Genomic DNA, 25,294 nt, shown 5'->3' on the forward strand with positions numbered 1-25,294 from the left:
CGCTCCGGCCCGATGGCGGAGTGGTTACGCAGAGGACTGCAAATCCTTGCACGCCGGTTCGATTCCGGCTCGGGCCTCCACTTCCTTTACGACGATGCGCCACGAGTCGGCGGGCCGTGATAGGCCGCGACCTGCGCAGCGCGACGCTCACCGCCGGTGCGCGACCGCTTCTGCGGTGTTGCCCGGCCCGTGCGGGACATCCCCAGCATCGAAGCCCAAAAAGAAACCCCGTCGGCAAGCCGACGGGGCCAAGTTCGGGGAGGATAGCCGAGCGAGGGGGCGCCCGGGTCCTGACTGCTCAATGCCTCGCCTCTGTGAAGGTTGCATGACGCTACCGAATAATCTTTGTGGAAGACGGGCGTGGTGCGGCGCCGGCGCATCTTTCGTCAGGCTTCGGCGTTCCTCGTGCAGACCGGAAGATGCGACCCGGCGCTACGGTGTCGGTATCGCGCGTTCCTAGTCTCGACTGCTACGGGAGATGAGAGATGAAGCTGCTTTTGATCGGCGTTGCCGCCCTGACGATGGGCACCGCCGCCGTTGCCGACACGCCCAAGCCCGCCGAATTCGTCGAGAAGGCCGGCGCTTCGGACACGTTCGAGATCGATTCCGCGCGACTGATGGTGACTTCCAAGAATCCGTCGATCAAGGCGTTCGCGGTGCAGATGATCACCGATCACAGCAAGAGCACCAAAATGGTGACCGCGGCGGCCAAGGGCGACGGCGTCCATGTCGGCAAACCCTCGCTGACGATCGGCCAGCGCACCGACTTGACCGCGTTGAAGGCGGTGCCGGCCGGCAAGACCAAGGACGACCTTTACGTCAAGCAGCAGAAGGCGGCGCATGCCGACGCGCTGGCGCTGATGCAGGACTATTCGGCGAACGGCTCGGCGCGCCACCTCAAGATGACGGCGGGTAAGATCGCGCCGGTCGTCGAAAAGCATGAGGCGATGCTCGCCAATCTCTGATCGCACGCCACGCCGCTACGGTCGGGTCACCTTCGGTGGCCCGACATGGTGCCGGCCGCGATCGGGCGGCGCTCAGCCTCCGGTCGGGCCGAACGACAACTCGCCGGGGCCGCCGCGGCCGCTCACCGCCAATATCTTGCGTGGGCCGCACCATAGCTCGATGCGTCGACTCCCCGCCTGCGGGAGCGCGGTGGCGATCGCCTCGTCATCGGACCAGGCGGCGAAATCCTCGAAGTCGACGATCGCGCCGGTCAAAGCGTTCATGCGATAGAGTCGGTAGCTGTCAGCGGAATGGGTCACGACGGATAAGCTCGGTCAACGGGATGTCAGCACGCCCTAGACCGATCGTCGATCCGCGCCAATCTCATCGTCTCGATCTGGACGCAAAACGCGGTCCCGTTGTCGCATCGGAATATGGAGGGATTATATGCGCGTAGGATTTGTCGGGCTTGGTGCGATGGGCACCGCGATGGCACGCAACCTGGTCGATGCGGGCCATGAGGTGGTGGCCTGGAATCGCTCCGGCATCGCTGTCGAAGGTGTCACCGCGGTCGCAGATCCGGGAATGGCGTTCGACGCCGAAGCGGTGTTTACCATGCTCTCCGACGACGCCGCGATCCAGGATGTGATCGTCGCGCCCGGACTGCTCGACAAAGCGGCACATGGCGTCGTCCATATCGTCTCCTCGACGATCTCGGTCGCCTTTTCGCACGAATTGGTCGCAGCCCACGCCGCGGCCGGTGTGACCTATGTCGCGGCGCCCGTGCTCGGCCGGCCCGATGTCGCCGCCAAGGGCGAGCTCCACATCCTGGCGGGCGGCCCCGCAGAGGCGATCGACCGGGTCCGGCCGCTGCTTGAGGTTGTCGGTCTCAAGGTGTGGGCGATGGGCGCCGAGCCGCCGCGCGCCAACGCCGCCAAGGTCGCCTGCAACATGATGATCACGATGGCGATCGAGGCGATGGCCGAGGCGGTGGTGCTGACCGAGGCCAATGGCCTTCCGCGCGGCGATTTCTTCGAACTCATCCTCGGCACGCTGTTCGGCAGCCGCGCCTATCAGGTCTATTCCGCCAATATCGCCGGGCAGCAATATGAGCCGGGCTTCAGGGCGACGCTGGGCCTCAAGGATTTGCGGCTCGCGCGGGAAGCCGCATCGGCCGCGGGCGCAGCGCTGCCGATGCTCGATGCGGTCCACTCCCGGATGCGCGAAACCGTCGACGCCGGCCATGGCGACCGCGACTGGTCGGCGATGGCCGGCCTCACGATCGGGGATCTCTAAGCGGCGTCGGTCAGGTCTGCGCGACCGGGCGGCTGCCCACGGCGGGCGCGACCGGTTGTTCGGCATAATGCCGTGCGATCAGCGCGCAGGCGAACAATTGCAGCTGATGGAAAATCATCAGCGGCAGGATGACCATCCCCGCCTGCGCCGGCGCGAACAGGATCCCCGCCATCGGCACGCCCGAGGCGAGACTCTTCTTGGACCCGCAGAACAGCAGTACGATCGCGTCCGCGCGATCGAAGCGCAACAGGCGGCCGGCGATCCAGGTGACGACGAGGATAGCCGCCAGGATCGCGGCGCAAGCCGCGACCACCAGCGCCAGCGATGCCGGCGACAGCCGGTGCCACAGGCCCTGCACCACGGCCTCGCCGAATGCGGAATAGACGACGAGCAGGATCGAGCCGCGGTCGACGATCGTCGTCAGCGGCTTATGCCGCGCGACGACCCCGCCGATCACCGGGCGCAGGAAATGACCGAGCGCGAAGGGCAGTAGCAACTGGAGCGCGATCGATTCGACGCTGTGCCAGGACAGAGCGGCGCTGCCGCTGATCCGCATCGTCAGCGCGACCAGCATCGGCGTCACGACGATCCCGACAAGATTGGAAAAGGACGCGCTGCACACCGCGGCGGCGACATTGCCCCGCGCGATCGCGGTGAAAGCGATCGAGGATTGGACGGTCGAGGGTAGCAGGGTGAGGAACAGCATCCCCATCGCCAGCGCCGGCGTGAGAAAGGGAAGATGCGACACGCCATAGCCGAGCAGCGGGAACAGCAGGAAGGTCGCCGCGAACACCGCCGCGTGCAACCGCAAGTTGCTCGCGCCGGCGACGATCGCCTCGCGCGACAGCTTGGCGCCGTGCAGGAAGAACAGCAGCACGATCGCCGCATTGGCCAGACCCGAGAAAAAGCCGGCAAACGCGCCGCGCGGCGGCACGATCGAGGCGACGGCGACCGTCGTCAGCAGCATGACGACGAACGGATCGAACAGCGTACGCAAGCGACTCATCACGATATCCTGTAGCTTTAGGCCGAGCGGTTCACCCGACGCGAAACGCCGAGATGTCCGCCATCATCACGGTGTCGGTGAATGGCCGCGCGCCGGTCGCGTCATAGCCGGCTCCCGCGGCGACCATCAACGGCAGCAGATGCTCTTCGCGGGGGTGCGCGGCGCGGGCGGCGGGGGCTTCGGCCCAGTGGATCAGTGCCTCGGCGCGGACATCGGGATCGGACTCGACCGCCTGTGTCAGCCAGGCATCGAACGTCGCCGAGGCGGCGACCGCCGCGGGGGTCCGATAGCCGCGCATATTGTGATAGCTCATGCCCGAACCGACGATCAGGATGCCCTCGTCGCGCAACGGCGCGAGCGCCCGTCCGGCGGCGAGGTGCTGCGCAGGATCGAGGTCGGCTTGGAGCGACAGCGGCACGACCGGGATCGTCGCCGCGGGATCGAGCAGCAGGAACGGCACGAACACGCCGTGATCGAAGCCGCGGGCGGGATCGAGCGCCGCGGGCAGCCCCGCATCGCGAAGCAGCGAGACAACGCGCGCCGCCAACGTCGGATCACCCGGAGCCGGGTAGCTGAGCTCGTAGGTGTGCGGCGGGAAGCCCGAATAGTCGAAGATCATGCCAGGCCGTTCGGCGGTCGCGGCGGTGAACGCGCGCGCCTCCCAATGGCCCGAAATCACGACGATCCCCTTGGGGCGTTCGGGCAGGGTCGCGACCATCCCGCGCAGCCACGCTTCGGTCTTGTCCCAGGCGTCGGCCGGTCCGCCCATCAGCGTCCAGTCCATGAAGAAGCAGGGGCCGCCGCCATGTGGAATGAAGACAGTCGGCATTGTCGGCGCGGCGGCGGGCGTGGTCATGCTGCGGTATGTCTCCGATCGTCCCAGGGCCGCTCCATAGGCGCGGGGCTGCTGTTTGTCTCGCGCGGGCGAGTTGCGAACTTCGCCGCTCTGGTTTCGAAAATGCGACGGCAGTCCGACGCTAGCGCGCCCCGTGCGCCAGCACGCCGGACAGGCAGAAATCCCAGATGTCGGTTGCCAGGCGTTCGCGGTGGCCCCGGTCCGCGCGTTCGGCACTATGCGACAGGAAATCGGTGTGCATCGTGGTGGCGACGAGGTTGTAGATCAAGGGCGCCAGACGCTGTGGTACGCAGGGGCGGATCATGCCCGCGGCCATGCCTTCCGCCAGCAGCCGTGCGATGACGGCGAGCAGGGGCGCCAATGCTGCCTGCAACGCGTCGGGACGGGTGTCCGCGAGGCGAAGATGCTCGCGGCTGAGCGCTGCACCCCGACGAATGGGCAGGTTCGACGGGCCATCGGCCTGGCCGCCGTTGCCGAGCGCGATCGACTCGACGACGAGCTTCAACCGCTCGAGCGGGCTGTCGATCTGTTGCACGGCGCGGTCATAATGATCGGCCGCCGCGCGGATCGTGTGTTCGAACACGGCGAGCAGCAGATCATCCTTACCCGTGAACCGCTCGTAAAAGGCGCGGCGGGCGAGCCCGGTCCGCATCAGCACCGCGCGGATCGTCAGTCCTTCGAGCCCGGACTGGCCGAGCAGCGCATAGCCGGCGTCGATGATCTGAAGCGTCCGTTCGTCCAGTGGTGACGCCGGCGCGGTGCTGGACTCCGCCGAGACTGTCGCTTCGATCAACGCACCCATCCGCTCCCCCTTCGAGAACAATGTTCTTCCACCATAGCGGCGGCGATGCTATGTGCCCATCCGGGAACGCAGTTCTCCAACGATATGAGGATGCGCTATGGCAAGGGTCACCTATGTCGAATTCGGCGTTGCGCGGCACGACGTCGTCGTGCCCGAAGGCGACAGCGTCATGCTGGGCGCGGTGACCAACATGGTCGACGGCATTGCGGCGGAATGCGGCGGCGGGCTCGCCTGCGCGACCTGCCATTGCTATGTCGACGAAGCCTGGATCGCCCGTGTCGCCCCGCCGTCGCAGACCGAGCTTGAGATGCTCGACGCGGTCGTCGCCGAACGCAAAGCCGGAAGCCGGCTCAGCTGTCAGATTGTCGTCGACGCCGCGCTCGACGGCCTCGTCGTGCATCTGCCCGGCGCGCAATATTGATCGCATGATCGTCGGACCGGGAGAGAAGACCATGGCCACCACAGCCGCGACCGTCCCGCCGGGGCGGCAGATTCCGTCGCACGTCCCGCCCGAACTGGTCTATTATGCGGGCATCACCGAGAGCGCCGAGTTCCTCGCCGCCCCGCACAAATTCATGGCCGAACTGCACGGCAAGGCGCCGCCCGTCTTCTTCAGCCCGAGCGAGCATAGCCATGCGTCGTGGCAGCTGCTCAAATATGACGACGCCTTCTTCATGCTGCGCCATCCGGAATATTTCACGACCTTCGGTGCCGGCCCGTTCCCCCGCGATCCCGACGATTATTGGCGCATCATCCCGCTCGAGATCGAGCCGCCCGAGCATCGCAAATATCGCGCGATCGTCGATCCGCTGGTGTCGCCCAAGACGATCGGCACGCTCGAAGTCTCGATCCGCCGGCTCGCCAACGAGCTGATCGACCGCTTCGTCGACACCGGCAAATGCGAATTCGCCAAGGATTTCGGGCGTCCGTTGCCGGTCGGCGTGTTCCTCGACATCATGGGTCTGCCGCGCAGCATGATGGACGAATTCGTGCGGTGGGCGATGGGGTTGCTCCACGCGCAGGACCGCGATCTCGCGGTCCGCACGATGGCGGAGGTGACCGCCTATCTCGAGACGGTGATCCAGGAGAAGCGCGCCAATCCCGATGGCGGCGCGGTCAGCGCGATCGTCCACGGCCGGCCCGGGGGCGAGGAGATGTCGGCCAAGGAGGTCTTCGGCTTCGTCTTCTTCCTCTTCATTGCCGGGCTCGACACGGTGTTCGCGACGCTCAACAACATCTTCGTCTGGCTCGCCGAAAACCCCGATCGCCGCCGTGAGATCGCCGCGGAGCCCGACAATATCGGCAATGTCGTCGAGGAATTGCTCCGCGTCTTCACGGTTACCTTCTCGGGCCGCACGCTGATCCAGGATGTCGAATTGCGCGGCGTCCAGATGAAGAAGGGCGACCGGGTCACCGCGGTGCTGCCGTCCGCCAATTACGATCCGGATGTGTTTCCCAACCCGCAAGAGGTCGACTTCCACCGGCCCCGCAAGCCGACGCTCGCCTTTGCCGGCGGCGTACACAGCTGCATGGGCGCCCATCTCGCACGGCTCGAGATCAAGGTCTGCATCGAGCAGTTCCTGCGCCGCATCCCGGACTTCACCCTCGGTCGGGAGGCACCGATCAGCTATTGGCCGGGCGGGGTGGTCGGACCCAAGGCCGTGCCGCTGACCTGGACATGACCGCGGTGACGCCGGGGCGGGACGCGCTCGCGGTCTCGTCCCGCCCCGGCTGATCAGCTCATAGGCGTCGCAATACGCGGATCACGACGATCACGATCACCGCGCCGACCACCGATGCCAGGATCGATCCGATCAGCCCGCCGCCGATCGAGATGCCGAGATGCGGGAACAGCCAGCCCGCGACGACCGAACCGAGGATGCCGATCAGCGCGTCGAGCACGAAGCCGAAGCCGCCGCCCGCGACGAGCAGCCCCGCAAGCCAGCCGATGATCGCACCGACGACGATCCAAATGAGAAAGGCGATCAACAGGTTGTCGCTGCCGAGGGTCGTGTGCATGGCGCTCTCCACAGGGGGTCTGCGGCATCAAGCCTCGAGGCGGCAGGACGTTCCGCCTCCGTCATCTATCTGAGTTCGGCTTGCGCGGGGTAAAGCAAAACTCCCGTGCATTCCCGCGCGCGGGACGGGAGTGTCGAGGCGAACGGCAAGTCGGGCGGCCATCGGAATTGCCGTATAAATCTGCCCATGAACGCGAACCCGCATCGGAGGCGCAATGATCGAGGATGACGACATCCCGCTGGTCGACGGCCAATATTGGGATATCGACCAACTGGCTCAGGAGCTTCGATACGCGCGTGACGATTGGCGCGCCGCGCATCGCAGCCACAGCGAACATGGCGATGTTGGCTTCCCGTCGCGGCTGCGGCTCGAGAAGATCATCGCCGCGCTATGCGGCGCGCTCTTCCCGCTGCGGCTGGGCCCGAGCTTCGTGCGCGCGCATAATGAGGAGGCGTTCGTCGCCGAGGCGCTGCAGACCGCATTGAGCCGTCTCTATGGCCAAATCCGGTTGGAACTCGGCTATTCGCGGCCGGACGAGGGATCGGACGCGCTCGAACGCCATGCCGCCCGGATCATCGGCGGCTTTGCCCGCGCGCTTCCGGGGTTGCGCCGGCTGCTCGATCGCGACGTCGAGGCCGCCTATGCGGGCGACCCCGCGGCGCGCAGCGTCGACGAGGTGCTGCTCTGCTATCCGGGTGTGCTCGCGATCATCCATCATCGGCTCGCGCACCAGCTCTATGCGTTGGGCGCGCCGCTGGTCGCGCGGATCATCGCCGAGATCGCGCATGGCGAAACCGGGATCGACATCCATCCCGGTGCCACGATCGGCGGCAGTTTCTTCATCGATCATGGCAGCGGCGTGGTGATCGGCGAGACCGCGATCATCGGCGATCGCGTCCGGCTGTATCAGGCGGTGACGCTCGGCGCGCGCAGCTTCCCGTCGGACGATAGCGGTGCGCTCACCAAGGGGCTCGCGCGGCATCCGATCATCGAGGACGATGTCGTCATCTATTCGGGCGCCACCGTCCTCGGCCGCGTGACGATCGGTCAGGGGGCGATCATCGGCGGCAATGTCTGGCTGACCGAAAGCGTGCCAGCGGGCAGCGTGATCCACCAAGCCTATGCCGAACGCGAGGTCGCGGGCACCGCGCGACTGCCGAGCGGTCACGTCAATCCCGAGGCGGCGGTGATCTGAGGCGTGTCTATGGCGACAAGCCGGCCGGTCAGCCCGCGGCGTTCCACCCCAGCCCGAGCGCCTTTTGGATCGCGACGAAATCACCTGTCAGCCCGGCCTCGGCGACCGACAGATCCTGCTCGGCGTTGATCTGTCGGCGTTCGGTGTCGAGCAGGTCGATCAGCGTCGTGGTGCCCGCCGCATAGCGTTGCCGCGACAGCGTCGCCGCCTCGTCGGCAGCGGCCTTGCCGCGCGCCAGGGCCGCGACGGTGATGCGGCGATAGCGGAAGCGCGACAGCGAATCCTCCGCGTCGCGCAAGGCGGCGAGTACCGCCGAGCGATATTTGGCCTGGGCTTCGTCACGCACCGCCTCGGCCTGGTGAACCTTGGCGGCGTTTCGGCCGAAATCGAGGAAATTCCAGGACAATTGTGGGGCGATCAGCGCGGTGAAGTCGTCGAGCTTGGTCAGATCGGACGCGCCCGTGCCGCCGATGCCGACGATCCCCATGAACGACAGCTTGGGGAAGCGCGCCGCCTGCGCCTGGCCGATCCTGGCGGTGTCGGCGGCGAGCGTGCGTTCGGCGGCGCGGATGTCGGGGCGGCGTTGCAGCAGCGCGGCCGGATCGCCGATCGCGACCCGCGCCGGCGGCAGCGGCAGCGCATGCGCGCCCGCCAGCGTCGTATCGAGCGCGCCGGGTTCGTCGCCGGTCAGCGTCGCGAGCTCGTCGAGATAGGCTTCGAGTTCGGCGCTGAGCGGGGTCACATCGGCATGCGTGCTCTCGAGCTGGTTGCGGAGCCGCTCGACGTCGAGCCGCGAGGCGGTACCGCGCTGATAGCGTTGCTCGGTGAGCGTCAGCATCTGCGCCTGCATCGCGATCGAGCGCTGGTTGAGTGCGATCCGGGTCTGGCGGTCGCGGACGTTGACATAGGCCTGCGCGACCTCGGCGGTGAGACTGACCTGCGCGTCGGCGAGATCGGCCTCGGCCTTCTGCGCGGTGGCGCGCGCGGCCTCGACCGCGCGGTGCTGGCCGCCGAACAGGTCGACCTCCCAGGTCGCATCGAAGCCGACATTGTAGAGATCGATGTTCGACGCGCCGTTGCCGCCCTGGCCGTTGTCGCCCGACTGTTCGAGATTGAGCCCCGGGAAGCGCGCATGCGCGTAGAGCGCGGTGGCACTGCCGTTGGGCAGCAGGTTCGCCTTCTGCTGGCGCAGGTCGGCGCGGGCCTGGCGGATGCGCGCCTGCGCCGCCGCCAGATCGGGGTTCGCGGCCAGCGCCCGCGCTTCGATCGCGGACAGCGTGGGATCGCCGAGCGCCTCCCACCAGCGCGCGACCGGGGGCTGGTCGAGGACCGGCGCGTCGCTGGCGCGGACGAACGTCGGCGATGCGGCCGCGCGAGGGGCGGCGACCGGGGGCCCCGAATAGTTCGGGCCGACGGTGCAGCCGGCGAGCAGCCCGGCGAGCGAAAGGGCGATAGGGAGGCGGTTCATCATATCAATGGGCCATCACGGGCTTGGCGTTTTTGGGGATCGGTCGCAGCAGCAGCGCCAGCGGCGTCACGCAGACGATGCCGACCGACAGGATGAAGAACAGGTCGGCATAGGTCATCGTCAGCGCCTGCGCCTGGATTGCGGCGCCAAGCGACTGGTAGGCCGTGTCCATGCCGCCAAGCGCGTGCGCCTGTCCCGCCATATAGCTCTGCACGTCGACCGAATTGGCGGACAGCGTCTCCTCGATCCGGCGGCTGTGCAGCCAGACGCGCTGGTCCTGGATCACCGCGACGCCGGCGAGCGCGAGGCTGCCGCCGAGGTTGCGCGCGGTGTTGTAGAGGCCCGAGGCGTCGCTCGCCTGGTCGGGCCGTACCGAGCGGATCGACGCCTGGTTCATGAACATCGCCGAGAATACCGTGCCGAAGCCGCGCATGATCTGCGACCCTGCAAAGGCGCTGCCGGTCGAGAGGATGGTGAGGTCGGTCTCGAGATAGGCGCTGATCGCCAGCAGGACCATGCCGAAGATCACCGCGGCGCGGAGATCGATCAGCCGCATCAGCCGCGGCAGGAACGGCACCATCGCCATCATCGGCAGGCCCGAGAGCAGCACGATCTGCCCCGATTGCAGCGAATTATAGTCGGCGATCTGCGACAGGAATTGGGGGATGACGTAGGAGGTGCCGTAGATCACCATGCCGATCACCGTCGTCATCGCCACCACCGCGCCGAAATGCCGGTCGCGGAGCAGGCTGAGCCGGATCACCGGGCGCTCGGCGGTGGCCTGGCCGATGGCCAGCAGGATGAAGCCGACCAGCGAGACGATCGCCATGATGCGGATGTCCGACGAGGCGAACCATTGCTCGCGCTCCCCCTCCTCAAGCACGACGGTGAGCCCGCCGAGCCCCATGATCAGGCCGAGGATGCCGAGCCAGTCCGCCTGGCGGATGACGTCGAAATCCGGACGCTTGTGCGGCATCGCGACCGCGAGCAGCGTGATCAGCGTGATGCCGACCGGCAGGTTGATGAAGAAGGCATAGTGCCAGCTGACATTCTCGGTCAGCCAGCCGCCCAGCACCGGTCCGAAGATCGGGCCCAGGATCGCGGTCGCGCCGAACATGACGCTGCCGATCGGCTGCTGGTGGCGGGGAAGGCGGGTGGCGATGATCGTCATCGCGGTCGGGATCAGCGCGCCGCCGGTGAAGCCCTGGCCGACGCGGCCGATGATCATCATCGGCAACGTCTCGGAGAAGCCGCACAGCATCGAGAAGCCGACGAAGCAGGTCGCCGCGATCAGCAGCAGCGTGCGCAAGCCGAGCAATCGCTCAAGCCAGCCCGAGAGCGGGATGATGATGATCTCGGCGACCAGATAGGCGGTCGAGATCCAGGTGCCCTCGGTGCCGCTGGCGCCGATCTCGCCCTGGATGTTGGGCAGCGACGAATTGACGATCGAGACGTCGAGCATCGCCATCAGCGCGCCGAGCGTCCCCGCCGCCACCGCCAGCCACGCCGCGGCGTCGGCATTCTCGGGTGGTGGCTCGGGCGCCGTCACCTCGGGATGCTCGCTGCTCACTGCGCGTTCCGGTCGCGCGCCTGTTCCTGGTCGCGGATGCGCTGGAGGTCACCCTTGGCGGCGAAGGTGTCGACGGTGACGTTGACCGACAGGCCGGGCACCAGCACGCGGCGCGCATCGGGGCCGGCGTCGATCGCGATCCGCACCGGCACGCGCTGGACGATCTTGGTGAAATTGCCCGTCGCATTCTGCGGCGGCAGCAGCGAGAATTGCGCGCCCGTGCCCGGCGAGACGCTCTCGACATGGCCGTGCAGCGCGATCCCCGGCAGTGCATCGACCTTGATCGAGGCGGGCTGTCCGGCGCGCATCAGCCCGAGCTGCGTCTCCTTGAAGTTCGCCGTGATGTAGAGCGCGCTGATCGGCACCACCGACATCAGCCGCGTGCCCTGCGCGACGAACTGGCCGATGCGCACGCTCTTGTCGCCGATCCGGCCGTCGACCGACGCCTTGATCGTCGTCGAGCCAAGATTGACGTCGGCGGCGGACAGCTGCGCACGCGCAGCCTCGCCTTGGGCCTGCGCCTGGCGGACCTGTGCTTGCAGCGAACCGACCCGGCGCTCGGCCTCGGCGAGCGCGGCGGTCTGCGTGGCGACGGTGCCGGCGGCCTGCGTCGCCTGGTTGCGCAGCGTCACCAGCTTCTCGTGCGTCTCGGCACCGCTTTCGGCGAGCGGCGCGTAGCGCGCGACCTCGCCGGCGGCGAACTGCGCGTCGGCGCGGTTGGCGGCCAACTGCGCGCGCGCCTGCTGGATCGCCGCCTCCTGCTCGCGCAAGCCGGCGCGGACATTGTCGGCATTGGCCTCGGCGACATCGATCTGCGCCTGATACTGCGCGGTCTGCGCCTTGTAGTCGCGGGCATCGATGCGGATCAGCGGCTGGCCGGCCTTCACATCCTGGTTGTCGGCGACGAACACCTGCTCGACATAGCCCGAAACCTTGGGGCTGACCGTCACCGCATCCGCCTTGATGTAGGCGTCGTTGGTACCCTCATAATATTTGCCGCGCGTCTGATAATGGATGAACCAGATCGCGAGCGCGACGACGATCACGACCAGCGCGACCAGCAGTCCGGTCTTCACGCGCGGGGACAGCCCCTTTTTCTTGGGGGCCGCGTCAATCTGCGGCTGCGAATCTACGTCGTCCATCGGTACCATCCCACGCGCCGCTGCCGGCTTCCCCTTCGCAGTTGCACACTAAACCGGATTATGGCAATGCCCCTTATTATGGTCCCTCAAGATATCGATGCGAAGCTATCCGCGCGGGTTGATCACGCGGCAGAAGCGCTGCGCGATTTTTATCTCCGCTCGCATCGACTGATGGACCGGATCATGACCGCGAAGGGCGCGTCCTTCGCGCGGTCGCGGCTGCTGATGCACATCGCGCGCACGACGATGACGCGCTCGATCGATATCGCGTCGAGCTTCGGCTATGCGCCGCGCACCGTCACCGAGGCGATCGACGGGCTTGAGCGCGACGGCCTGGTCTGTCGCCACCCCGATCCCGACGATCGCCGCGCCAAGCGCATTGCGCTGACCCCGGCTGGCGCTGCGGCGGCCGAAGCGGCCGAAGGCTCGAAGCGGGAATATCTCGAGAAGGTGTTCTCGGTGCTCGACGATGAGGAGCGCGGCGAGATCGTGCGACTGATCGGCAAGCTCAACGCGCGACTTGCCGAACTGGAGCGCTGACGCTGGCTAACTCGGGCCGGTAGGCGCCGACGGAGAGGGGCCGTCGCTACATGCACCGCGCCGGCGATACGGCACGCCTCGGCTTGACGGCGTCGGTGGTCGAGCGCGACAGTCGGCACGGTGACAGGCCGATGCAAGGGTCGCGACCGACGAGAGGATCAGCGCATGACGACGTCCGACAGCGATGGCGACACCGCCGCCTTCACGATCTTCCGCATGAAGGACGCGCGCCCCGAAGTGGGCATTCCGATCATGCGCTACGAGCCGCCGACGCCCACGATGATCGCAGGCGGCGAGCGGCTGCGCGCGGCCGGCGTCGGCGCGGGATCGGAGAACCGGCTGCTGTTTTCGGGCGGCGGCTACAGCCTGTCCTATGTCTGGTTCAAAAGCGGTTTTCCGCTGCCGCGCCACTCGCACGACACCGACTGCCTCTATTACATCATCGCCGGGTCGTTGCGGCTGGGACGCGAGGCGCTTGCCGCCGGCGACGGCTTCCTGCTGCCTGGCGGGACGCCCTATACCTATACACCGGGGCCGGACGGCGTCGAAGTGCTCGAATTTCGCAGCGGCGGCCCGTTCAACATCAAGCTGCTCGCCAATAATCCGGCGTTTTGGGACAAGGCGCTCGCGACCGTCGAGGATCAGCGCGGCGCCTGGCAGGATCAGCCACGGCCATCGTCGCTGCCGGTCGAGTGAAGGGCGCGTCCAGCCGGTGACGCGACGGTGCCAAGTCGTGCGAACACCAAGCATAGGTAGGCGCATGATCGCAACATCGCACCCGCGATTCTCGGCGCGGTGAGATGAAGTCATCCTCGATCTAATGCATAGAAATGCTGGCTCTATCCGGAAGACCGGAGGGGATGAAGGCAACAGGGGAGGGTTCGACGATGGCTATCGCTCGATTGGATCGGCGCGCGCTGGCGTGTGGGGTCGCGACATTGGCAATTCTGCTTCCGTCGGCGGTCGTCGCGCAAACCATACCGCCGGGCACGACGCCCGATGCGACCGCCGCGCGCGCCGTCCCCGCGATGGCGCCGATCGCGACCGAAGCGGGCAATGGCGAGATCGTCGTGACCGCACAGCGACGCTCGGAACGTCAGGTCGACGTGCCGATCTCGATCACCGCGATTGGTCCGCAGCAGCTCACCACCGCGAACGTTCAGAATCTCGCCGACATCGGCAAGGTTGCGACCGCGGTGCGCTTCGACAGCCAGGCGGCGTTCGTCCAGCCCTCGATCCGTGGCATCGGCACGGGCATCACCACCTCGGGCGGCGGCGCCAATGTCGGCATCTATGTCGACGGCTTCTATTCGCCCAATCCGCTCGCCGCCGACTTTCAGCTGCTCAACGTCTCGAGCATCCAGGTGCTGAAAGGTCCGCAGGGCACGCTGTTCGGCCGCAACACCACCGGCGGCGCGATCCTCATCTCGAGCGCCGACCCCAGCGAGAAGGCCGCTTTCGATGCCAAGGCGAGCTACGCCAGCTTCGGTGCGCAACGCTATCAGGGCTATGGCACCTTCGGGATCGCCAACGGCGTCGCGATGGACGTCGAGGGGATCTATGCCAAGGGCGACGGCTTCCAGACCAACATTCTCGACAATGATCATCATGTCGGCGCCTATGAGAATTGGACGGTCCGCACCGGGCTGAAGATTCAGGTCTCGCCCGACGTCTCGATCCTTGCGCGCTACATCCATTCGCGGATGGACGATCCGTCGAGCCAGCTGACCAATTCGAACACCGATACGACGATCGATCCGACGACCGGGCGGCCATGGGGCATCCAGACGCAGACGGTGCCGGGCCTATACACCACCGATAAGGACCAGGTTGCCGCCAACCTGCCGCGCTACACCCGGGTCACCAGCAATGCCGGACAGCTGACCATCCGCGCCGATCTCGGCTTCGCCAACCTGACCTCCTACAGCCAGTATAAGCACGAAAATTCGGATCAGTCGGAGGATCTTGACCAGACCGGCCTGCCGATCTTCCAGCTCGGCCTGCCGGTGATCGACACCACCGTCACGCAGGAATTGCTGCTGACCTCCAAGCCCGGCACCCGCCTGCAGTGGACCGCCGGCGCCTTTTATTACAACAACAAGGACAAGTGGATCACCTTCATCGACAATAATGTCGATACGATCGGGCGAATCCGGCTCGGCGGCTCGGGGACGACGACGGAAAGCATCGCGGGCTTCGTCGATGCGACCTATCAGCTGACCGACAAGCTCTTTCTGACCGGCGGCGTCCGCTACTCGCACGACATCGTCAAGGACGCCTATTACAACGCCCAGTTCGTCGCCGCCAAGACCTTCGTGCCCGGCATCCGCAGTAACAAGGCGACGCCGCGCGCCGTGATCCGCTTCAAGCCCGACGAGCATAGCAGCGTCTACGCCTCCTACACCAAGGGCTATAAGGCGGCGATCGTCGACGTTGGCGGCTCCTGCCAGGATCCGCCCGCCTTCGTCTGCAATCCGATCAAGCCCGAGAGCGTCGATGCGTTCGAGGTCGGCTATAAATATGCCGGCCACGGCTTCTCGTTCGAGACGGCCGCCTATTATTACAACTACAAGAACCTGCAGGTCTCGGAATATCTCGGGCAGGCGCTGGCCTACATCACCAACGCCGCCAAGTCACAGATCTACGGGCTGGAAGCCTCCGCGCATTACGACCTTACCCACCATATTTCGGTCGACGTCGGCGGATCGTGGAACCACGCGCGCTACAAGACTTTCGGTACGACCGCGCCCGACGGCACCGTCACCGGCGCGCCGATCTATGCGAGCTGCCCGACAAACGGCGCGACGCTGTCCGCCAAATATGCCGGCTCGTGCAGCCCCGGCAGCTTCGACTATGTCAACACCGATACGATCCTGCACGACACGCACATGCAGCATACGCCCGATTTCACCGCCAACGCCGACGCGCGCTACACGACGGGTATGACGCGGTCGGGCGAATATTCGCTGTCGGGCAATCTCTATTATACCTCGGCGATCTATTTCAGTCCGTCGGGCACCCAGTTCCGCCAGCCGGGCTACGTGACTCTCGCCCTGCGCGCGCAGTGGGAGGACGTGTCGCGACGGTTCACGCTCGCCGTGTTCGGCGACAATGTCACGGACACGCGCTACCGGACCCAGGTGCAGTTCAACGCCTTCGGCATCGGCGCGCAGTGGAACCAGCCGGCCACCGTCGGCGTCGAGGGCGGGGTGAAGTTCTGAGCCGGGCTGGTCAGCTCCGCCAGGCCGCGACCAAGGCGTCGGCGCGCTGGCGCACCGTCGCGGCGTCGTCGCCGGCTTTGTAGAGGCCGCCGCCGACGCCGATGCCCTCGGCGCCGGCTGCCAGCCATTCGCCGATATTGTGGGCACCGGTGCCACCGACCGCCCAGGTCCGCGTCCCCGTCGGCAGCACTTCGCGGATCGCCTTGAGATAGCTGGTCCCGAAGCCGGCCGCCGGGAACAGCTTGAGCCGCCGTGCGCCGGCCGCGACCGCAGCGAAGGCCTCGGTCGGGGTCGCGAAGCCGGGCATCGGCTCCATGCCGCGCGCGACGCCATGCGCGATCACCGCCGGGTCGACATTGGGGGTGACGAGCAGCTTGCCGCCGACCTCGGCGACGGCGTCGACCCCGGATGGTGCGAGCACCGTGCCGGCGCCGCACAGCGCGCGCGGCCCCATCGCCGCGACCAGCCGGCGGATGCTCTCGATCGGGTCGGGCGAGTTGAGCGGCACCTCGATCAGGCGGATCCCCGCCGCGACAAGCGCCTCACCGATGCCGACAACGGCGTCCGGCGTCACGCCGCGGAGGATCGCCACGACCGGCGGTGCGCCGTCGGCCAGGATGTCGTCGATCGTCATACTATCTCCCGTGATGCGAGCAGGCCGAGCCCGGCGATCGCGCAGGCGTCGCCATCGAGATGCGAGATGGCGAGGTCCTGCCGCGCGGCGGCCTGCGAATAGAGCGCGGCAAGACCCGGGTCGCCGATCAGCGCGATCCGCGCGGGCCTTTCGCCGACGAGCGCCAGCGCCTCGGCGAATTCACCCCCGATCAGCAGTCCGGACAGCAGGCCGAGAGCCCAGCCGAGACTGCGGCCTTCGAGCAGCTGCGCGGCGCGCGCCTCGAACAGCCCCGCCAGAAGGCCGGTGCCGGCGCGTGCCAGGCCGATCGCGAAGCCCTCCTCGCGGCCGGTCGCATCGGTCCCGGCGCGGGTCAGCGTCGAATGATCGCGCAGCAACGCGAACATCTCGCCGGTTGGGAATGTGTGGAAGCGCGTGACGCGGCCGTCGATGAGTTCGGCCCATTTGCTGTGGGTGCCCGGCAGCACCAGCAGCGCGCGCCCTTCGGCCAGCGTCGGATCCAACGCAGTGGCGCCGAAGATCTGCGTCTCCTCGCCGCGCATCACGTCGGCATGGCCGGCGAAATTGGCGCTGCACAGACCGGGCGCGACCGAAACCGCGATGCCGTCGACATCGGTCGTCGCGATCTGTGCGCGCCAGCCGACGACGTCGGCAGGGCAGGGCGCATAGGGCACTTCGATCAGCCCGTTGCGAGATCCCGCCATCCCGCACAGCAGGACACCCGCGAGCGCCGCGTCGCGCCACGGCGTCAGCGTCGCGGCGAGCGTCTCGGCGGGTGAGGCGGCAAGCTGGCCGATGCCGGGCCCGTCGAGCCGGTCGACGATCGCCCCGTCCTCCAGGCGGAACAGGCGCAGCCGGGTCGTTCCCCAGTCGCCGAGGATCGTCATGCGTCGAGCATCGCAGGGGTGACGGCCTGGCCGGCCACCTCGACCGGGAAGGCGAAGAGACCGCCAGCCAGCGGTTGCTCGGCCAATGCCGCTTCATCCATGTCGCCGCGCGCGGTGGTCGCGAACGCGGTCTTGCGGTCCGGTCCGCCGAAGGCGAGCTTGGTGATGTTGGCGCAGGGGAAGCGCACCTCCTGCACGAGCCGGCCGTCGGGCGCATAGCGCCGCGCCGCCCAGCCGCCCCACAACCCGACCCAGACATGATCTTCGCTGTCGATCGTGACGCCATCGGGATTGCCGGCCGCCGCCTCGATGCGGACGAACACCTCGCCCTGGTCGAGCCGGTTGCTGTCGCCGACGTCGAATCGCCAGATCGTCCGCTCGGGCGTGTCGACATGATAGAGCCATCGCCCGTCGCCGCTCACCGCCGGGCCGTTGGTGATCATGCTCTCACCACCGGCGACGTGGATCGCGCCGTCGGCATGGACGTGGACCGCGCCGGTGACATGCTCCTCGCCATTGTCCATCGATCCGAACCAGAGCCGGCCATGGATGTCGGTGGTGGCATCGTTGAAGCGGTTGCCGGCGCGCATCGCGACGCGGTCGATCTCGCCGGTGATGCGCTCGCCGTCGAAATGCTGGAGCGCGCCGACATTGCCGACGACGAAACCGCCGCCGACGCGCGGCAGAATGAAACTCGGCATTCCGCCGACCGCGATGCTGCGCCGATCGCTGCCGTCCGCCGCGCAGCGATGGATGCGGCCCTGCTTGATGTCGACGAACCACAGCGCCTGCGCGATCGGATCCCACAGCGGCCCTTCGCCCAGCGTCGCGCCCAGCGGCCAGATACACTCCATCACATTCTCCGACTGCTTGGCGGGACGACGTCGATCCGCGTCGGCCCATACCGAGTTGAGGGCGGCCCGCAAGAGCGGCAGAGTCGCGGCGATGGACCGACGTCTCGTCTGCCGGCTTTGGATCGCGACAGGCTAGCCGGGCAAGACAAAGCGATCGCCGGGCGCGGCCGCGATGAAGCGGGCGGCGTCGATGCCGCGCTCGGCAAGGCACAGGCGTAGGCGGTCCGCAGGCTCGTCGCGCGCTTCGTCGGTCAGCTGCAGGCTGCCCCAATGGATCCCGATCGCGTGGCGCGCGTCGAGGTCGAGCATGATCCGCACCGCCTCCTCGGGATCGGTGTGCTGCGCGGCCATGAACCAGCGCGGGGCATAGGCACCGATCGGGATCAGCGCGATGTCGGGCGCGCCATGGCGGTCGCGCATCGCGCGGAAGATCGCGCCGTCGCCATAGCCGGTGTCGCCCGCGAAATAGACCGAGCCCGCCGGGGTCTGCAGCATGAAGCCGCCCCACAGCGCCATGCGGCGATCGCCCGGGCCGCGCGCTGACCAATGGTGTGCCGGGACGATAGCGACCTGCGCATGGCCCGCCAGCGCGACCGTGTCGCCCCAGTCGCCGACGGCGATCCGCGCATCCGCGATATGGCGGCGTATGATGGCGTCGTTGCCGAGCGGCGTGACGATCAGCGGCCGGTGGCGATCGTGGAGCCGCCTGAGCGTCGCGACGTCGAGATGATCATAATGGTTGTGCGACAGCAGCACCGCATCGATCCGCGGCAGATCCTCGAACGCGATGCCGGGGGCGGTGACGCGCCTCGGCCCCGCGAAGCGCACCGGGCTCGCCCGGTCGGACCATAGCGGGTCGGTCAGGATGTTGAGGCCGGGCGCCTGGACCAGCGCGGTCGCGTGGCCGACCATCGTGACGCAGAGCCCCGCGACATCGGCATCGGGCACGGCCGGGACGATCGGGATATGCGCCGGCCATTTCGCGGTGGTCTCGCCGAACTTCCAGCGCAGCATCTCGCGCAGGCTGCGATCTGTCGGGGGATGGCCTGGATTGTGGAAGCGGAGGCCATCGAAATGGTCGCTGATTGGGCCGTGGTAATAGCGGTTGCGCGGCATCTGAGGTCCCGGTGGCTGCCGCGACCAGATGGGGATGGGCAGGCGACAAAGATAGGCGCGAACTCGGACGGCGCTGATTGCGCTCTAGGATCGCGCCGTCCCCGCGCAGCGATGTCAGCGTCTTCACCGGCGGGCCGCGAAGAAAGGCGGTCGGCCCGCATGCTTTGGGACGAGCCAAGACGCCGGGTGCATCATCCTGGTCGCACATCGGTTTTCGAGCGATCTGCCATTATGTCGCGGTGGCGGATTATGTAGAGGGAGGCCGACAGGGCGCGCGTGCCGCGGGCGGGAAGGGTGACAGAATGAGCATCGCATTGGACAGCGCGGCGTTTCGCAGGATTCTGGGACATTATCCGACCGGCGTCTGCGCGGTCACGGCGATGGTCGACGGCGCCCCGATGGGCATGGTCGTCGGCTCGTTCACCTCGGTGTCGCTCGATCCGCCGCTGGTCGCCTTCCTGCCCGATCGCAAGTCGTCGACCTGGCCCAAGATCCAGGCGGCCGGCCGCTTCTGCGTCAACGTGCTCGCCGAGCACCAGCAGGACGTCTGCCGCGCGCTGTCGTCGAAGGTCGAGAATAAGTTCGAGGCGGTGCCGTATCGGCTGTCGGACGCGGGCCTCCCGATTCTGGCCGGCGTCGTCGCATGGATCGACTGCGACCTCTATGCCGTGCACGAAGCCGGCGATCATTTCATCGCGATCGGGCAGGTGCACGCGCTCGACGTCGAGCATCCGCATCGCCCCCTGCTGTTCTTCCAGGGCGGCTACGGGCAATTTTCGCCATTCGCGAGCGCGGGATAATCAGTTCGACGAGCGCTTGGCGTAGCTGCGGAACGGCCAGAGGGTCACTTCGCCCGCAAACAGCGCCCACCAGACCAGCACAGGCTGCAAGGCCAGCCGGGGACCGTGATAGCCCCAGCCGAGCCGCTGGCCGCCGATGCTGATCCCTTCGAGCGCGTGTCGGATGTTGGCGGGATAGACGCACACCGCATAGGCGGCGAGCATGCTCCCGGCCAGGCGACGCAGCCGCTGCGTCATCAGCGCGGCGGCACCGGCGATCTCGCAGAGCCCGGTGACGAAGATCGTCTGGTGCGGGAACGGCACCCAACCGGGGATGATCGCAAGGAAGCTGCCCGGCGAGCGGATGTGCGCGACGCCGACAAAGGCATAGACGATCGCAAGCACGCAGCGGGACGCCGTCCGCGACCGAAGAAAACCACGGCCGTACCCCTTCCGGCTGGCCTCTGCGGCGTCGGGGGTCGTCGTCATCTCGTCACCTTTCCCGATGCGGTTGCGCACCGCCGTCTCGGATCGTTGCGCGGGCCCGTGACAGGCTCGCGGCGTCTCGTCAGTCGAACGGCCGACGCGTCGCAAAGACGCATGGCGGTGGCGCCGAAGAGATTTGCGGGCCGATCGCGCCGGGCATGCCGTAGCGCCGCTCTTGCGCACTTTGTTCTAGACCATGGTCTCAGCTATGAGGGCCGCACCCCCCCAGTTATCGGCTGTTAACGCTTGCCCGGCTTCCTATCCCGGAGGCGAATGGGAAGCTTGTCATGGGTCATCTGACTGCCGCACGAGGCGCGTTCGGTCGCGCAACAGCGCTCCAGGCGGGATCGCGACCGCCAGAGGACAGGAACGGGGTCTATACCGTCGCCCCCGTCGCCGCAGCGCTTATCCGCTGCGGCATTGCGGGGTTCTGGACCATGCCAGTTCTCGCGGGTTTCATCCGTGATGCCGAAGCTGCGGTCCGGGCGCTGGACTGTCCGCCGGGCGAGCATATGGTGCTCTGCGACGTCACGCACGCCGCAATCCAGTCGCAGCCGGTGTTCGCGGCCTTCGTCGCGATGCTGGTCGCCGCGAAGGATCGCCCACGTCGCGTCGCGCTGGTCTCGAACAGCGCGCTGTCGCGGATGCAGGCGCGCCGGCTGATCGCCGCGCGCCCCGACATTGCCCTGTTCGACGACGAACACGAAGCGTTCCGCTGGCTCACGACGGCCGCATGACCGGCCTGACCGCCTCCGCCCTGCGCGTGCAGCAGCCCCCGGTCGGTGTCGCACCCGACTGCGAATTCACGATCAGCGTCGATCATCCGCACCGGCTGGTGCGCGCGACGCTCATCGGCTTCTTCACCCCGGCCGAGGTCGAGCGCTTCGCCCGGGAGGAACAAGCGGCCGTCGAGACGCTCGATTGTCCGAAAGGTGAGCACCGCGTACTGATCGACGCCTCGCAATGCCAGGTCCACACGCGGGAGGTCGCGGAAGCCTTTGCGCGGCTGGCGAGCGATCCGCCGATCAAGGCGCGTCGCATCGCGGTCGTCGCCAACGGCACGCTGCATCGGATCCAGACGCGCCGCATATTGGACGCGGATCGCAGCGCGATGTTCGACACGCTTGCCGACGCCGAACGATGGATCCTGGCGGATGCGGGGTAGCGATAGCTAGGGCGCGACGCCGAGCGTCTTTGCCCGATCGGGCAGCGTGGGATTGATCGTCGTCGCGGCGGCGACGTCGGCGTCGCCCTGCGGGACGAGCCCCTTGCGCCTTTCCGCGAGGCCGCGGCCGTAGAGCGACCACGCCAGGCGCGGCGTCAGCGCGAGCGCGGCATCATAGTCGGCGATCGCCTTGTCGAACGCGCCCATCCGCAGATAGACGAGCCCGCGGCTGTCGAGGATCATCGCGGTGTGCGGGCGCAGATGCAGCGCGCCGTTGCAATCGGACAGCGCCTTGTCGAGATCGCGTCCCGCCTGCGCGCGCGCCCAGCAGCGTTGGTTGAGCGCCTCGCCGCGGCGACTGTCGTCGGGATGCGCCTGGATCCACAGATCATATTGCGCGACCGCCGCGTCGAACGCATCGACACGATCGTAGAGAGAGCCGATCTCGAGCCGCCTGTCGGACGGCTTCGCGACGAGCTTCTCGGCGGCGTCGATGTCGTCGCGCGCCTCGGCCTTGTCGGGCACCGCGATCCGCAGCGCCGCGCGGGTGAGATGGGCGTCGACGTTTCCGGGGTCGAGCGCGATGGTCCGATCGAGATCGGCGAGCGCCAGAAAGGTCTGGCCCGCGGCGAACCGCGCCATCGCCCGCTGATAGACATAGCGGCCGTCGGTCGGCGCAAGGTCACAGGCGCGCGAAAAATCGGCGATCGCCTGGTCATATTGCTTGCGCGATGCGAAGGCGGCGCCGCGGCGGCTGAAGCTCTCGGCGTCGGTGGGCGCTGCCGTCGCATCGGCCGGCACTGTCTCTTCGGTACCGTCGGACGACACGACACGCTGCGGCGTGATGTTGAAAACGGGGCCGCCGTCATAGGTGAAGAACAGCTTGCGCAGGCCGTTTGCGACATAGACGCGGTGCGACAGGAAGAAGTCCGCGCCGATCAGCATGTCGCCGTCGTCGAGCCCGATGTCTCCGATGCGGATGTGGATATTCCTGATCTCCTCATCGCCGATCTTGAGGCTGGCGATCGGCGCGATCCAGGTCTGGACGATGTGACGACCGAGCCCGCGCGAAAAGCCGGCGGGCTTCACCCCCGGGCTGCTCGGCGTGATGCCCGCACGGGCGGCAGCGCTGAGCGACAGGATCGAGGTGCCCGCGCCGGTGTCGAAGATCGCCCGGGTGCTGATGCCATTGACCTGAACAGGCCCGATGGTGTGCGGGTTGCCGGGGTTGCGCGGCGCGACCGTGACGATCGACACCGGTCTGCCGCCCGACCAGTAGGCGAGATTATGGCCGGCGCAATCCTTTGCCCTCATCAGCCGGATCATGCCGTGCTCGAGATCATATTCGACATCGGCGATGCCCAGCACATTCTGCCCGAGCAGACCGACGCCGCCGACCTCGCTGCCGCCGACCAGAAACTGGACGTGCGGGATGGTCACGCCCGCGAGCACGAGCGATTTGACTGTCGTCAGCGACGGGATGGTCTCGCCGCCGATGCCGCGGGTGCGGAAGGACGGTGACATCGCCTCCAGACCGAGACCCAGTTCGGCGGCGCTGCCCGGCGAGATCGAGCTATAGAAGGCGCCGCTGTCGGCGACGAACTGGACCTCGTGGCCGTTGATCGTGGCGGAAACCAGCGGCTGCATCCCAGCCATGGTGACCCTGAGTTCGAGCATCTGCCCGATCTGGCAGGCGGCCAGCAGCGGGGCGGGGCAGAGAAGCGCGATCGCACAGGCCAGCCCTGAAAGCAGTGTCTTCATGGCAAATGTCCCCCCTCGCGCCGCCCCCGGCTTATCGCCCTACGCTAGAGCGGACGGCGGCGGCGGCGCCACGTTTTTCGATTCTGAAACAGATGAAGGGCGCGATCAAAACTGCCCGTGCAGCCGCACCGCGAACACGTTGGCCGGACCGCGGTCCCGGTTGTAGCCGGGGTTGGCGACGAGCTGATAGTCGAGGCTGATCTCGACGCCCTTGACCGCCTTCCAATCATAATAGGCCTCGCCGATCGCCTCGGCGCCGGGATGCGGCAGCCGGCCGTCGCCGACCAGCACGCCGAGCCCGCCCGCATCGAGATAACGCTCATGGTCCTTTGAAATGCCGTTGACGACCGCGGCGATCCCGACCGTGTCTCCGGCGCGGCCCCAACCCTTGCCGTCGATCGCGACGCCGAGCTGCGCGGTGCGATCGATGTCGGTGAAGTCATAGGGCTCGATCTGGCCGTTCGCGACGCCGGCGCGCGCGAAGAGTCCGACGCTGTCGGACACCGCCTGCTCGATATTGACGCTGGCGCCGACCCGGGTGCGTCGTTCGCGGACGAGCGCGGTATCGGGCGTCGCACCGGTCGCCGCCGCAAGCGCCAGCGCATCGTCGAAGCGACCGAACTGACCGCGGTTGCGGAACAGCGTGACCCGCACCGCGCCGTCGCGGCCGGCAATCTGGTGGCGATGCTCGATCTCGCCGTCGAGCTGATACTGGCCGAAGCCCTTCTCGAGCGTTTCGCCATTGGGCACGGTCGAAAGGTTGAACGCGCCGACGCGAAGCGTCCACGGCCCCTGATACCATTCGGCGGCAACCCCGGTCGAATAGCCCCAGGCGTCGGCGGCATAGTCGAAGCTGCCGGCGTCGACGAGCGACCAGTTCAGGAAGTCGCCGCGCGGATCGTGCGCATATTTATTGGTGTCGAACACATCGCCGACGCCGAATTTGCCGATCGTCAGCACGAGGCGGTCCGCGCTGCGCGTGCCGCCGAGCTGGTTGGCGGCGGCCTCGACCGTCTCGCTGCCGCCGCCGAGATCGACAGTCTGCCGGAAGAAGGCACGCTGGAGCCGGAAATAAGGGTGCTTCTTGCCGACCTTATAGGCTTCCGCGCTGGGGAATCCCGCGACGCCCAGCGTGTTGGACAACCCGAACCCCTGGTCGATCTCGGGGTCGGCCCAGATCTCGGCACCGGCCCAGGGCCGCACACCGACATACAGCGTCGCGTCGATCGTCTCCTTGCGCTGGTCGGGCGTCAGGCTGTTGGCGCCGCTATAGGGCGAAGCGAAGCCCGGTGTTCCCTGCAGCACGAAGGTCGCCTGACCGTGGACCGCGATGTCCTCGGGCCTGGCAGGCGCATCGTCGGCGGAGGCTCGCGTCGGTGCGATCGTGGCCACCGCAGACGCCGCCAGCGCAAGAAGCGAGACTCGAAGCATAAATTCCCCTTGTTCGCGCGCCCTTACCGCCGGGCCAGCGTAGCTGTCCACCGCCGATCCCGAGCGGGAGGGAGCTGGCGAAAATGTTTCGGCCGCGCGTCACATAGTCGATACCAAACCG

The 25,294-nt window shown here is 67.4% G+C and carries 26 protein-coding genes and 1 tRNA gene; 12 read left to right on the forward strand and 15 right to left on the reverse strand.

Annotation, left to right across the window (positions count from 1 at the left end):
- Window positions 1-6: 6 nt before the first annotated feature.
- Together Q0326_RS04235 and Q0326_RS04240 are read left to right on the forward strand one after the other, a co-directional pair.
- A tRNA-Cys gene (locus Q0326_RS04235) sits at window positions 7-80 on the forward strand.
- 405 nt (window positions 81-485) lie between these two features.
- Entirely contained in the window at window positions 486-965 is a 480-nt protein-coding gene (locus tag Q0326_RS04240; RefSeq protein WP_298687453.1) for a DUF4142 domain-containing protein, read from the forward strand.
- Between the two features lie 72 nt (window positions 966-1,037).
- Here Q0326_RS04240 and Q0326_RS04245 read toward each other — a convergent pair whose 3' ends face one another.
- Window positions 1,038-1,265: a hypothetical protein gene (locus Q0326_RS04245; protein ID WP_298687455.1), complete on the reverse strand. Its 228-nt coding sequence runs from the start codon at window positions 1,263-1,265 to the stop codon at window positions 1,038-1,040.
- Window positions 1,266-1,392: 127 nt separating this feature from the next.
- Between Q0326_RS04245 and Q0326_RS04250 the strand changes: the two genes are divergently transcribed.
- Window positions 1,393-2,241 (forward strand): NAD(P)-dependent oxidoreductase, encoded by an 849-nt coding sequence (locus Q0326_RS04250; protein ID WP_298687457.1) that lies wholly within the window; start codon window positions 1,393-1,395, stop codon window positions 2,239-2,241.
- Window positions 2,242-2,251: 10 nt separating this feature from the next.
- Here the strand turns inward: Q0326_RS04250 and Q0326_RS04255 are convergent, their stop codons facing one another.
- The 3 genes from Q0326_RS04255 to Q0326_RS04265 form a co-directional block, all read right to left on the reverse strand.
- Window positions 2,252-3,247: a bile acid:sodium symporter family protein gene (locus tag Q0326_RS04255; protein WP_298687459.1), complete on the reverse strand. Its 996-nt coding sequence runs from the start codon at window positions 3,245-3,247 to the stop codon at window positions 2,252-2,254.
- Between the two features lie 31 nt (window positions 3,248-3,278).
- Window positions 3,279-4,103 carry a class III extradiol ring-cleavage dioxygenase gene (locus Q0326_RS04260; RefSeq protein ID WP_298687461.1) on the reverse strand — a complete coding sequence of 275 codons (825 nt, stop codon included), beginning with the start codon at window positions 4,101-4,103 and terminating at the stop codon, window positions 3,279-3,281.
- 121 nt (window positions 4,104-4,224) lie between these two features.
- The gene (locus tag Q0326_RS04265) at window positions 4,225-4,896 is read right to left on the reverse strand and encodes a TetR/AcrR family transcriptional regulator (protein WP_298687463.1); all 672 of its coding nucleotides are present in this window, start codon (window positions 4,894-4,896) and stop codon (window positions 4,225-4,227) included.
- 106 nt (window positions 4,897-5,002) lie between these two features.
- Here Q0326_RS04265 and Q0326_RS04270 point away from each other — a divergent pair, with 106 nt between their 5' ends.
- Both Q0326_RS04270 and Q0326_RS04275 read left to right on the forward strand, forming a co-directional pair.
- Complete coding sequence (locus Q0326_RS04270) at window positions 5,003-5,326, forward strand: 2Fe-2S iron-sulfur cluster-binding protein (protein WP_298687465.1); 324 nt, start codon at window positions 5,003-5,005, stop codon at window positions 5,324-5,326.
- Window positions 5,327-5,357: 31 nt separating this feature from the next.
- The gene (locus tag Q0326_RS04275) at window positions 5,358-6,587 is read left to right on the forward strand and encodes a cytochrome P450 (protein WP_298687467.1); all 1,230 of its coding nucleotides are present in this window, start codon (window positions 5,358-5,360) and stop codon (window positions 6,585-6,587) included.
- 58 nt (window positions 6,588-6,645) lie between these two features.
- Here the strand turns inward: Q0326_RS04275 and Q0326_RS04280 are convergent, their stop codons facing one another.
- Window positions 6,646-6,924 (reverse strand): GlsB/YeaQ/YmgE family stress response membrane protein, encoded by a 279-nt coding sequence (locus Q0326_RS04280; RefSeq protein WP_298687469.1) that lies wholly within the window; start codon window positions 6,922-6,924, stop codon window positions 6,646-6,648.
- A gap of 214 nt (window positions 6,925-7,138) precedes the next feature.
- Between Q0326_RS04280 and epsC the strand changes: the two genes are divergently transcribed.
- Window positions 7,139-8,119 (forward strand): serine O-acetyltransferase EpsC, encoded by a 981-nt coding sequence (gene epsC, locus Q0326_RS04285; RefSeq protein WP_298687471.1) that lies wholly within the window; start codon window positions 7,139-7,141, stop codon window positions 8,117-8,119.
- A gap of 28 nt (window positions 8,120-8,147) precedes the next feature.
- On the opposite strand, the gene Q0326_RS04290 is transcribed toward epsC, so the two are convergent.
- From Q0326_RS04290 to Q0326_RS04300, 3 genes are read right to left on the reverse strand one after another with little or no spacing between them, the layout of a single operon-like run.
- Window positions 8,148-9,587: an efflux transporter outer membrane subunit gene (locus Q0326_RS04290; RefSeq protein WP_298687473.1), complete on the reverse strand. Its 1,440-nt coding sequence runs from the start codon at window positions 9,585-9,587 to the stop codon at window positions 8,148-8,150.
- A 4-nt stretch (window positions 9,588-9,591) separates the two neighbouring features.
- Window positions 9,592-11,157 carry an MDR family MFS transporter gene (locus tag Q0326_RS04295; RefSeq protein WP_298687475.1) on the reverse strand — a complete coding sequence of 522 codons (1,566 nt, stop codon included), beginning with the start codon at window positions 11,155-11,157 and terminating at the stop codon, window positions 9,592-9,594.
- Window positions 11,154-12,299, reverse strand: coding sequence for an HlyD family secretion protein (locus Q0326_RS04300; RefSeq protein WP_298687478.1), 1,146 nt, complete (start codon window positions 12,297-12,299; stop codon window positions 11,154-11,156). The genes Q0326_RS04295 and Q0326_RS04300 overlap by 4 nt, the downstream gene beginning before the upstream one ends.
- A gap of 183 nt (window positions 12,300-12,482) precedes the next feature.
- On the opposite strand from Q0326_RS04300, the gene Q0326_RS04305 reads away from it, so the two are divergent.
- The 3 genes from Q0326_RS04305 (at window position 12,483) to Q0326_RS04315 (ending at window position 16,060) form a co-directional block, all read left to right on the forward strand.
- Complete coding sequence (locus Q0326_RS04305) at window positions 12,483-12,839, forward strand: MarR family winged helix-turn-helix transcriptional regulator (RefSeq protein WP_298687480.1); 357 nt, start codon at window positions 12,483-12,485, stop codon at window positions 12,837-12,839.
- Window positions 12,840-13,004: 165 nt separating this feature from the next.
- Complete coding sequence (locus Q0326_RS04310) at window positions 13,005-13,535, forward strand: cupin domain-containing protein (RefSeq protein WP_298687482.1); 531 nt, start codon at window positions 13,005-13,007, stop codon at window positions 13,533-13,535.
- Window positions 13,536-13,777: 242 nt separating this feature from the next.
- Complete coding sequence (locus Q0326_RS04315; RefSeq protein ID WP_298687484.1) at window positions 13,778-16,060, forward strand: TonB-dependent receptor; 2,283 nt, start codon at window positions 13,778-13,780, stop codon at window positions 16,058-16,060.
- Between the two features lie 10 nt (window positions 16,061-16,070).
- Here the strand turns inward: Q0326_RS04315 and Q0326_RS04320 are convergent, their stop codons facing one another.
- The 4 genes from Q0326_RS04320 to Q0326_RS04335 all read right to left on the reverse strand — a co-directional run bounded on the left by Q0326_RS04320 (window position 16,071) and on the right by Q0326_RS04335 (window position 19,551).
- Window positions 16,071-16,694 carry a 2-dehydro-3-deoxy-6-phosphogalactonate aldolase gene (locus tag Q0326_RS04320; RefSeq protein WP_298687487.1) on the reverse strand — a complete coding sequence of 208 codons (624 nt, stop codon included), beginning with the start codon at window positions 16,692-16,694 and terminating at the stop codon, window positions 16,071-16,073.
- Window positions 16,691-17,581 carry a 2-dehydro-3-deoxygalactonokinase gene (locus Q0326_RS04325; protein ID WP_298687489.1) on the reverse strand — a complete coding sequence of 297 codons (891 nt, stop codon included), beginning with the start codon at window positions 17,579-17,581 and terminating at the stop codon, window positions 16,691-16,693. Before Q0326_RS04325 ends, Q0326_RS04320 begins: the two co-directional genes overlap by 4 nt.
- Window positions 17,578-18,435: an SMP-30/gluconolactonase/LRE family protein gene (locus tag Q0326_RS04330; RefSeq protein ID WP_298687491.1), complete on the reverse strand. Its 858-nt coding sequence runs from the start codon at window positions 18,433-18,435 to the stop codon at window positions 17,578-17,580. The genes Q0326_RS04325 and Q0326_RS04330 overlap by 4 nt, the downstream gene beginning before the upstream one ends.
- A gap of 132 nt (window positions 18,436-18,567) precedes the next feature.
- The gene (locus tag Q0326_RS04335) at window positions 18,568-19,551 is read right to left on the reverse strand and encodes an MBL fold metallo-hydrolase (protein WP_298687493.1); all 984 of its coding nucleotides are present in this window, start codon (window positions 19,549-19,551) and stop codon (window positions 18,568-18,570) included.
- Between the two features lie 302 nt (window positions 19,552-19,853).
- Here Q0326_RS04335 and Q0326_RS04340 point away from each other — a divergent pair, with 302 nt between their 5' ends.
- Entirely contained in the window at window positions 19,854-20,351 is a 498-nt protein-coding gene (locus Q0326_RS04340; RefSeq protein WP_298687495.1) for a flavin reductase family protein, read from the forward strand.
- On the opposite strand, the gene Q0326_RS04345 is transcribed toward Q0326_RS04340, so the two are convergent.
- Entirely contained in the window at window positions 20,352-20,735 is a 384-nt protein-coding gene (locus Q0326_RS04345; protein ID WP_298687497.1) for a DoxX family protein, read from the reverse strand. It abuts the gene before it with no gap.
- A 518-nt stretch (window positions 20,736-21,253) separates the two neighbouring features.
- On the opposite strand from Q0326_RS04345, the gene Q0326_RS04350 reads away from it, so the two are divergent.
- The gene (locus Q0326_RS04350) at window positions 21,254-21,553 is read left to right on the forward strand and encodes a hypothetical protein (protein WP_298687499.1); all 300 of its coding nucleotides are present in this window, start codon (window positions 21,254-21,256) and stop codon (window positions 21,551-21,553) included.
- Window positions 21,550-21,981: a hypothetical protein gene (locus Q0326_RS04355; protein ID WP_298687501.1), complete on the forward strand. Its 432-nt coding sequence runs from the start codon at window positions 21,550-21,552 to the stop codon at window positions 21,979-21,981. The genes Q0326_RS04350 and Q0326_RS04355 overlap by 4 nt, the downstream gene beginning before the upstream one ends.
- Before the next feature lie 6 nt (window positions 21,982-21,987).
- On the opposite strand, the gene Q0326_RS04360 is transcribed toward Q0326_RS04355, so the two are convergent.
- Window positions 21,988-23,742, reverse strand: a complete 1,755-nt coding sequence (locus Q0326_RS04360) for an aspartyl protease family protein (protein WP_298687503.1) — start codon at window positions 23,740-23,742, stop codon at window positions 21,988-21,990.
- Window positions 23,743-23,847: 105 nt separating this feature from the next.
- Window positions 23,848-25,173, reverse strand: a complete 1,326-nt coding sequence (locus Q0326_RS04365; protein ID WP_298687505.1) for a carbohydrate porin — start codon at window positions 25,171-25,173, stop codon at window positions 23,848-23,850.
- Window positions 25,174-25,294: the final 121 nt, after the last annotated feature.

The sequence above is a fragment of the uncultured Sphingomonas sp. genome (assembly GCF_937859915.1).
Lineage (GTDB): Bacteria > Pseudomonadota > Alphaproteobacteria > Sphingomonadales > Sphingomonadaceae > Solisphingomonas.

Excerpts from the sequence above, each read along its gene's own strand:
- Q0326_RS04275 (WP_298687467.1), top strand. The coding sequence starts at position 5,358 with ATGGCCACCACAGCCGCGACCGTCCCGCCGGGGCGGCAGATTCCGTCG.
- Q0326_RS04325 (WP_298687489.1), bottom strand. The coding sequence starts at position 17,581 with ATGACGATCCTCGGCGACTGGGGAACGACCCGGCTGCGCCTGTTCCGC.
- Q0326_RS04330 (WP_298687491.1), bottom strand. The coding sequence starts at position 18,435 with ATGGAGTGTATCTGGCCGCTGGGCGCGACGCTGGGCGAAGGGCCGCTG.
- Q0326_RS04340 (WP_298687495.1), top strand. The coding sequence starts at position 19,854 with ATGAGCATCGCATTGGACAGCGCGGCGTTTCGCAGGATTCTGGGACAT.
- Q0326_RS04290 (WP_298687473.1), bottom strand. The coding sequence starts at position 9,587 with ATGAACCGCCTCCCTATCGCCCTTTCGCTCGCCGGGCTGCTCGCCGGC.
- Q0326_RS04320 (WP_298687487.1), bottom strand. The coding sequence starts at position 16,694 with ATGACGATCGACGACATCCTGGCCGACGGCGCACCGCCGGTCGTGGCG.
- Q0326_RS04350 (WP_298687499.1), top strand. The coding sequence starts at position 21,254 with ATGCCAGTTCTCGCGGGTTTCATCCGTGATGCCGAAGCTGCGGTCCGG.
- Q0326_RS04360 (WP_298687503.1), bottom strand. The coding sequence starts at position 23,742 with ATGAAGACACTGCTTTCAGGGCTGGCCTGTGCGATCGCGCTTCTCTGC.
- Q0326_RS04280 (WP_298687469.1), bottom strand. The coding sequence starts at position 6,924 with ATGCACACGACCCTCGGCAGCGACAACCTGTTGATCGCCTTTCTCATT.
- Q0326_RS04250 (WP_298687457.1), top strand. The coding sequence starts at position 1,393 with ATGCGCGTAGGATTTGTCGGGCTTGGTGCGATGGGCACCGCGATGGCA.
- Q0326_RS04240 (WP_298687453.1), top strand. The coding sequence starts at position 486 with ATGAAGCTGCTTTTGATCGGCGTTGCCGCCCTGACGATGGGCACCGCC.
- Q0326_RS04310 (WP_298687482.1), top strand. The coding sequence starts at position 13,005 with ATGACGACGTCCGACAGCGATGGCGACACCGCCGCCTTCACGATCTTC.
- Q0326_RS04305 (WP_298687480.1), top strand. The coding sequence starts at position 12,483 with ATGACCGCGAAGGGCGCGTCCTTCGCGCGGTCGCGGCTGCTGATGCAC.
- Q0326_RS04270 (WP_298687465.1), top strand. The coding sequence starts at position 5,003 with ATGGCAAGGGTCACCTATGTCGAATTCGGCGTTGCGCGGCACGACGTC.
- Q0326_RS04300 (WP_298687478.1), bottom strand. The coding sequence starts at position 12,299 with ATGGACGACGTAGATTCGCAGCCGCAGATTGACGCGGCCCCCAAGAAA.
- Q0326_RS04365 (WP_298687505.1), bottom strand. The coding sequence starts at position 25,173 with ATGCTTCGAGTCTCGCTTCTTGCGCTGGCGGCGTCTGCGGTGGCCACG.
- Q0326_RS04255 (WP_298687459.1), bottom strand. The coding sequence starts at position 3,247 with ATGAGTCGCTTGCGTACGCTGTTCGATCCGTTCGTCGTCATGCTGCTG.
- Q0326_RS04260 (WP_298687461.1), bottom strand. The coding sequence starts at position 4,103 with ATGACCACGCCCGCCGCCGCGCCGACAATGCCGACTGTCTTCATTCCA.
- Q0326_RS04355 (WP_298687501.1), top strand. The coding sequence starts at position 21,550 with ATGACCGGCCTGACCGCCTCCGCCCTGCGCGTGCAGCAGCCCCCGGTC.
- Q0326_RS04335 (WP_298687493.1), bottom strand. The coding sequence starts at position 19,551 with ATGCCGCGCAACCGCTATTACCACGGCCCAATCAGCGACCATTTCGAT.
- epsC (WP_298687471.1), top strand. The coding sequence starts at position 7,139 with ATGATCGAGGATGACGACATCCCGCTGGTCGACGGCCAATATTGGGAT.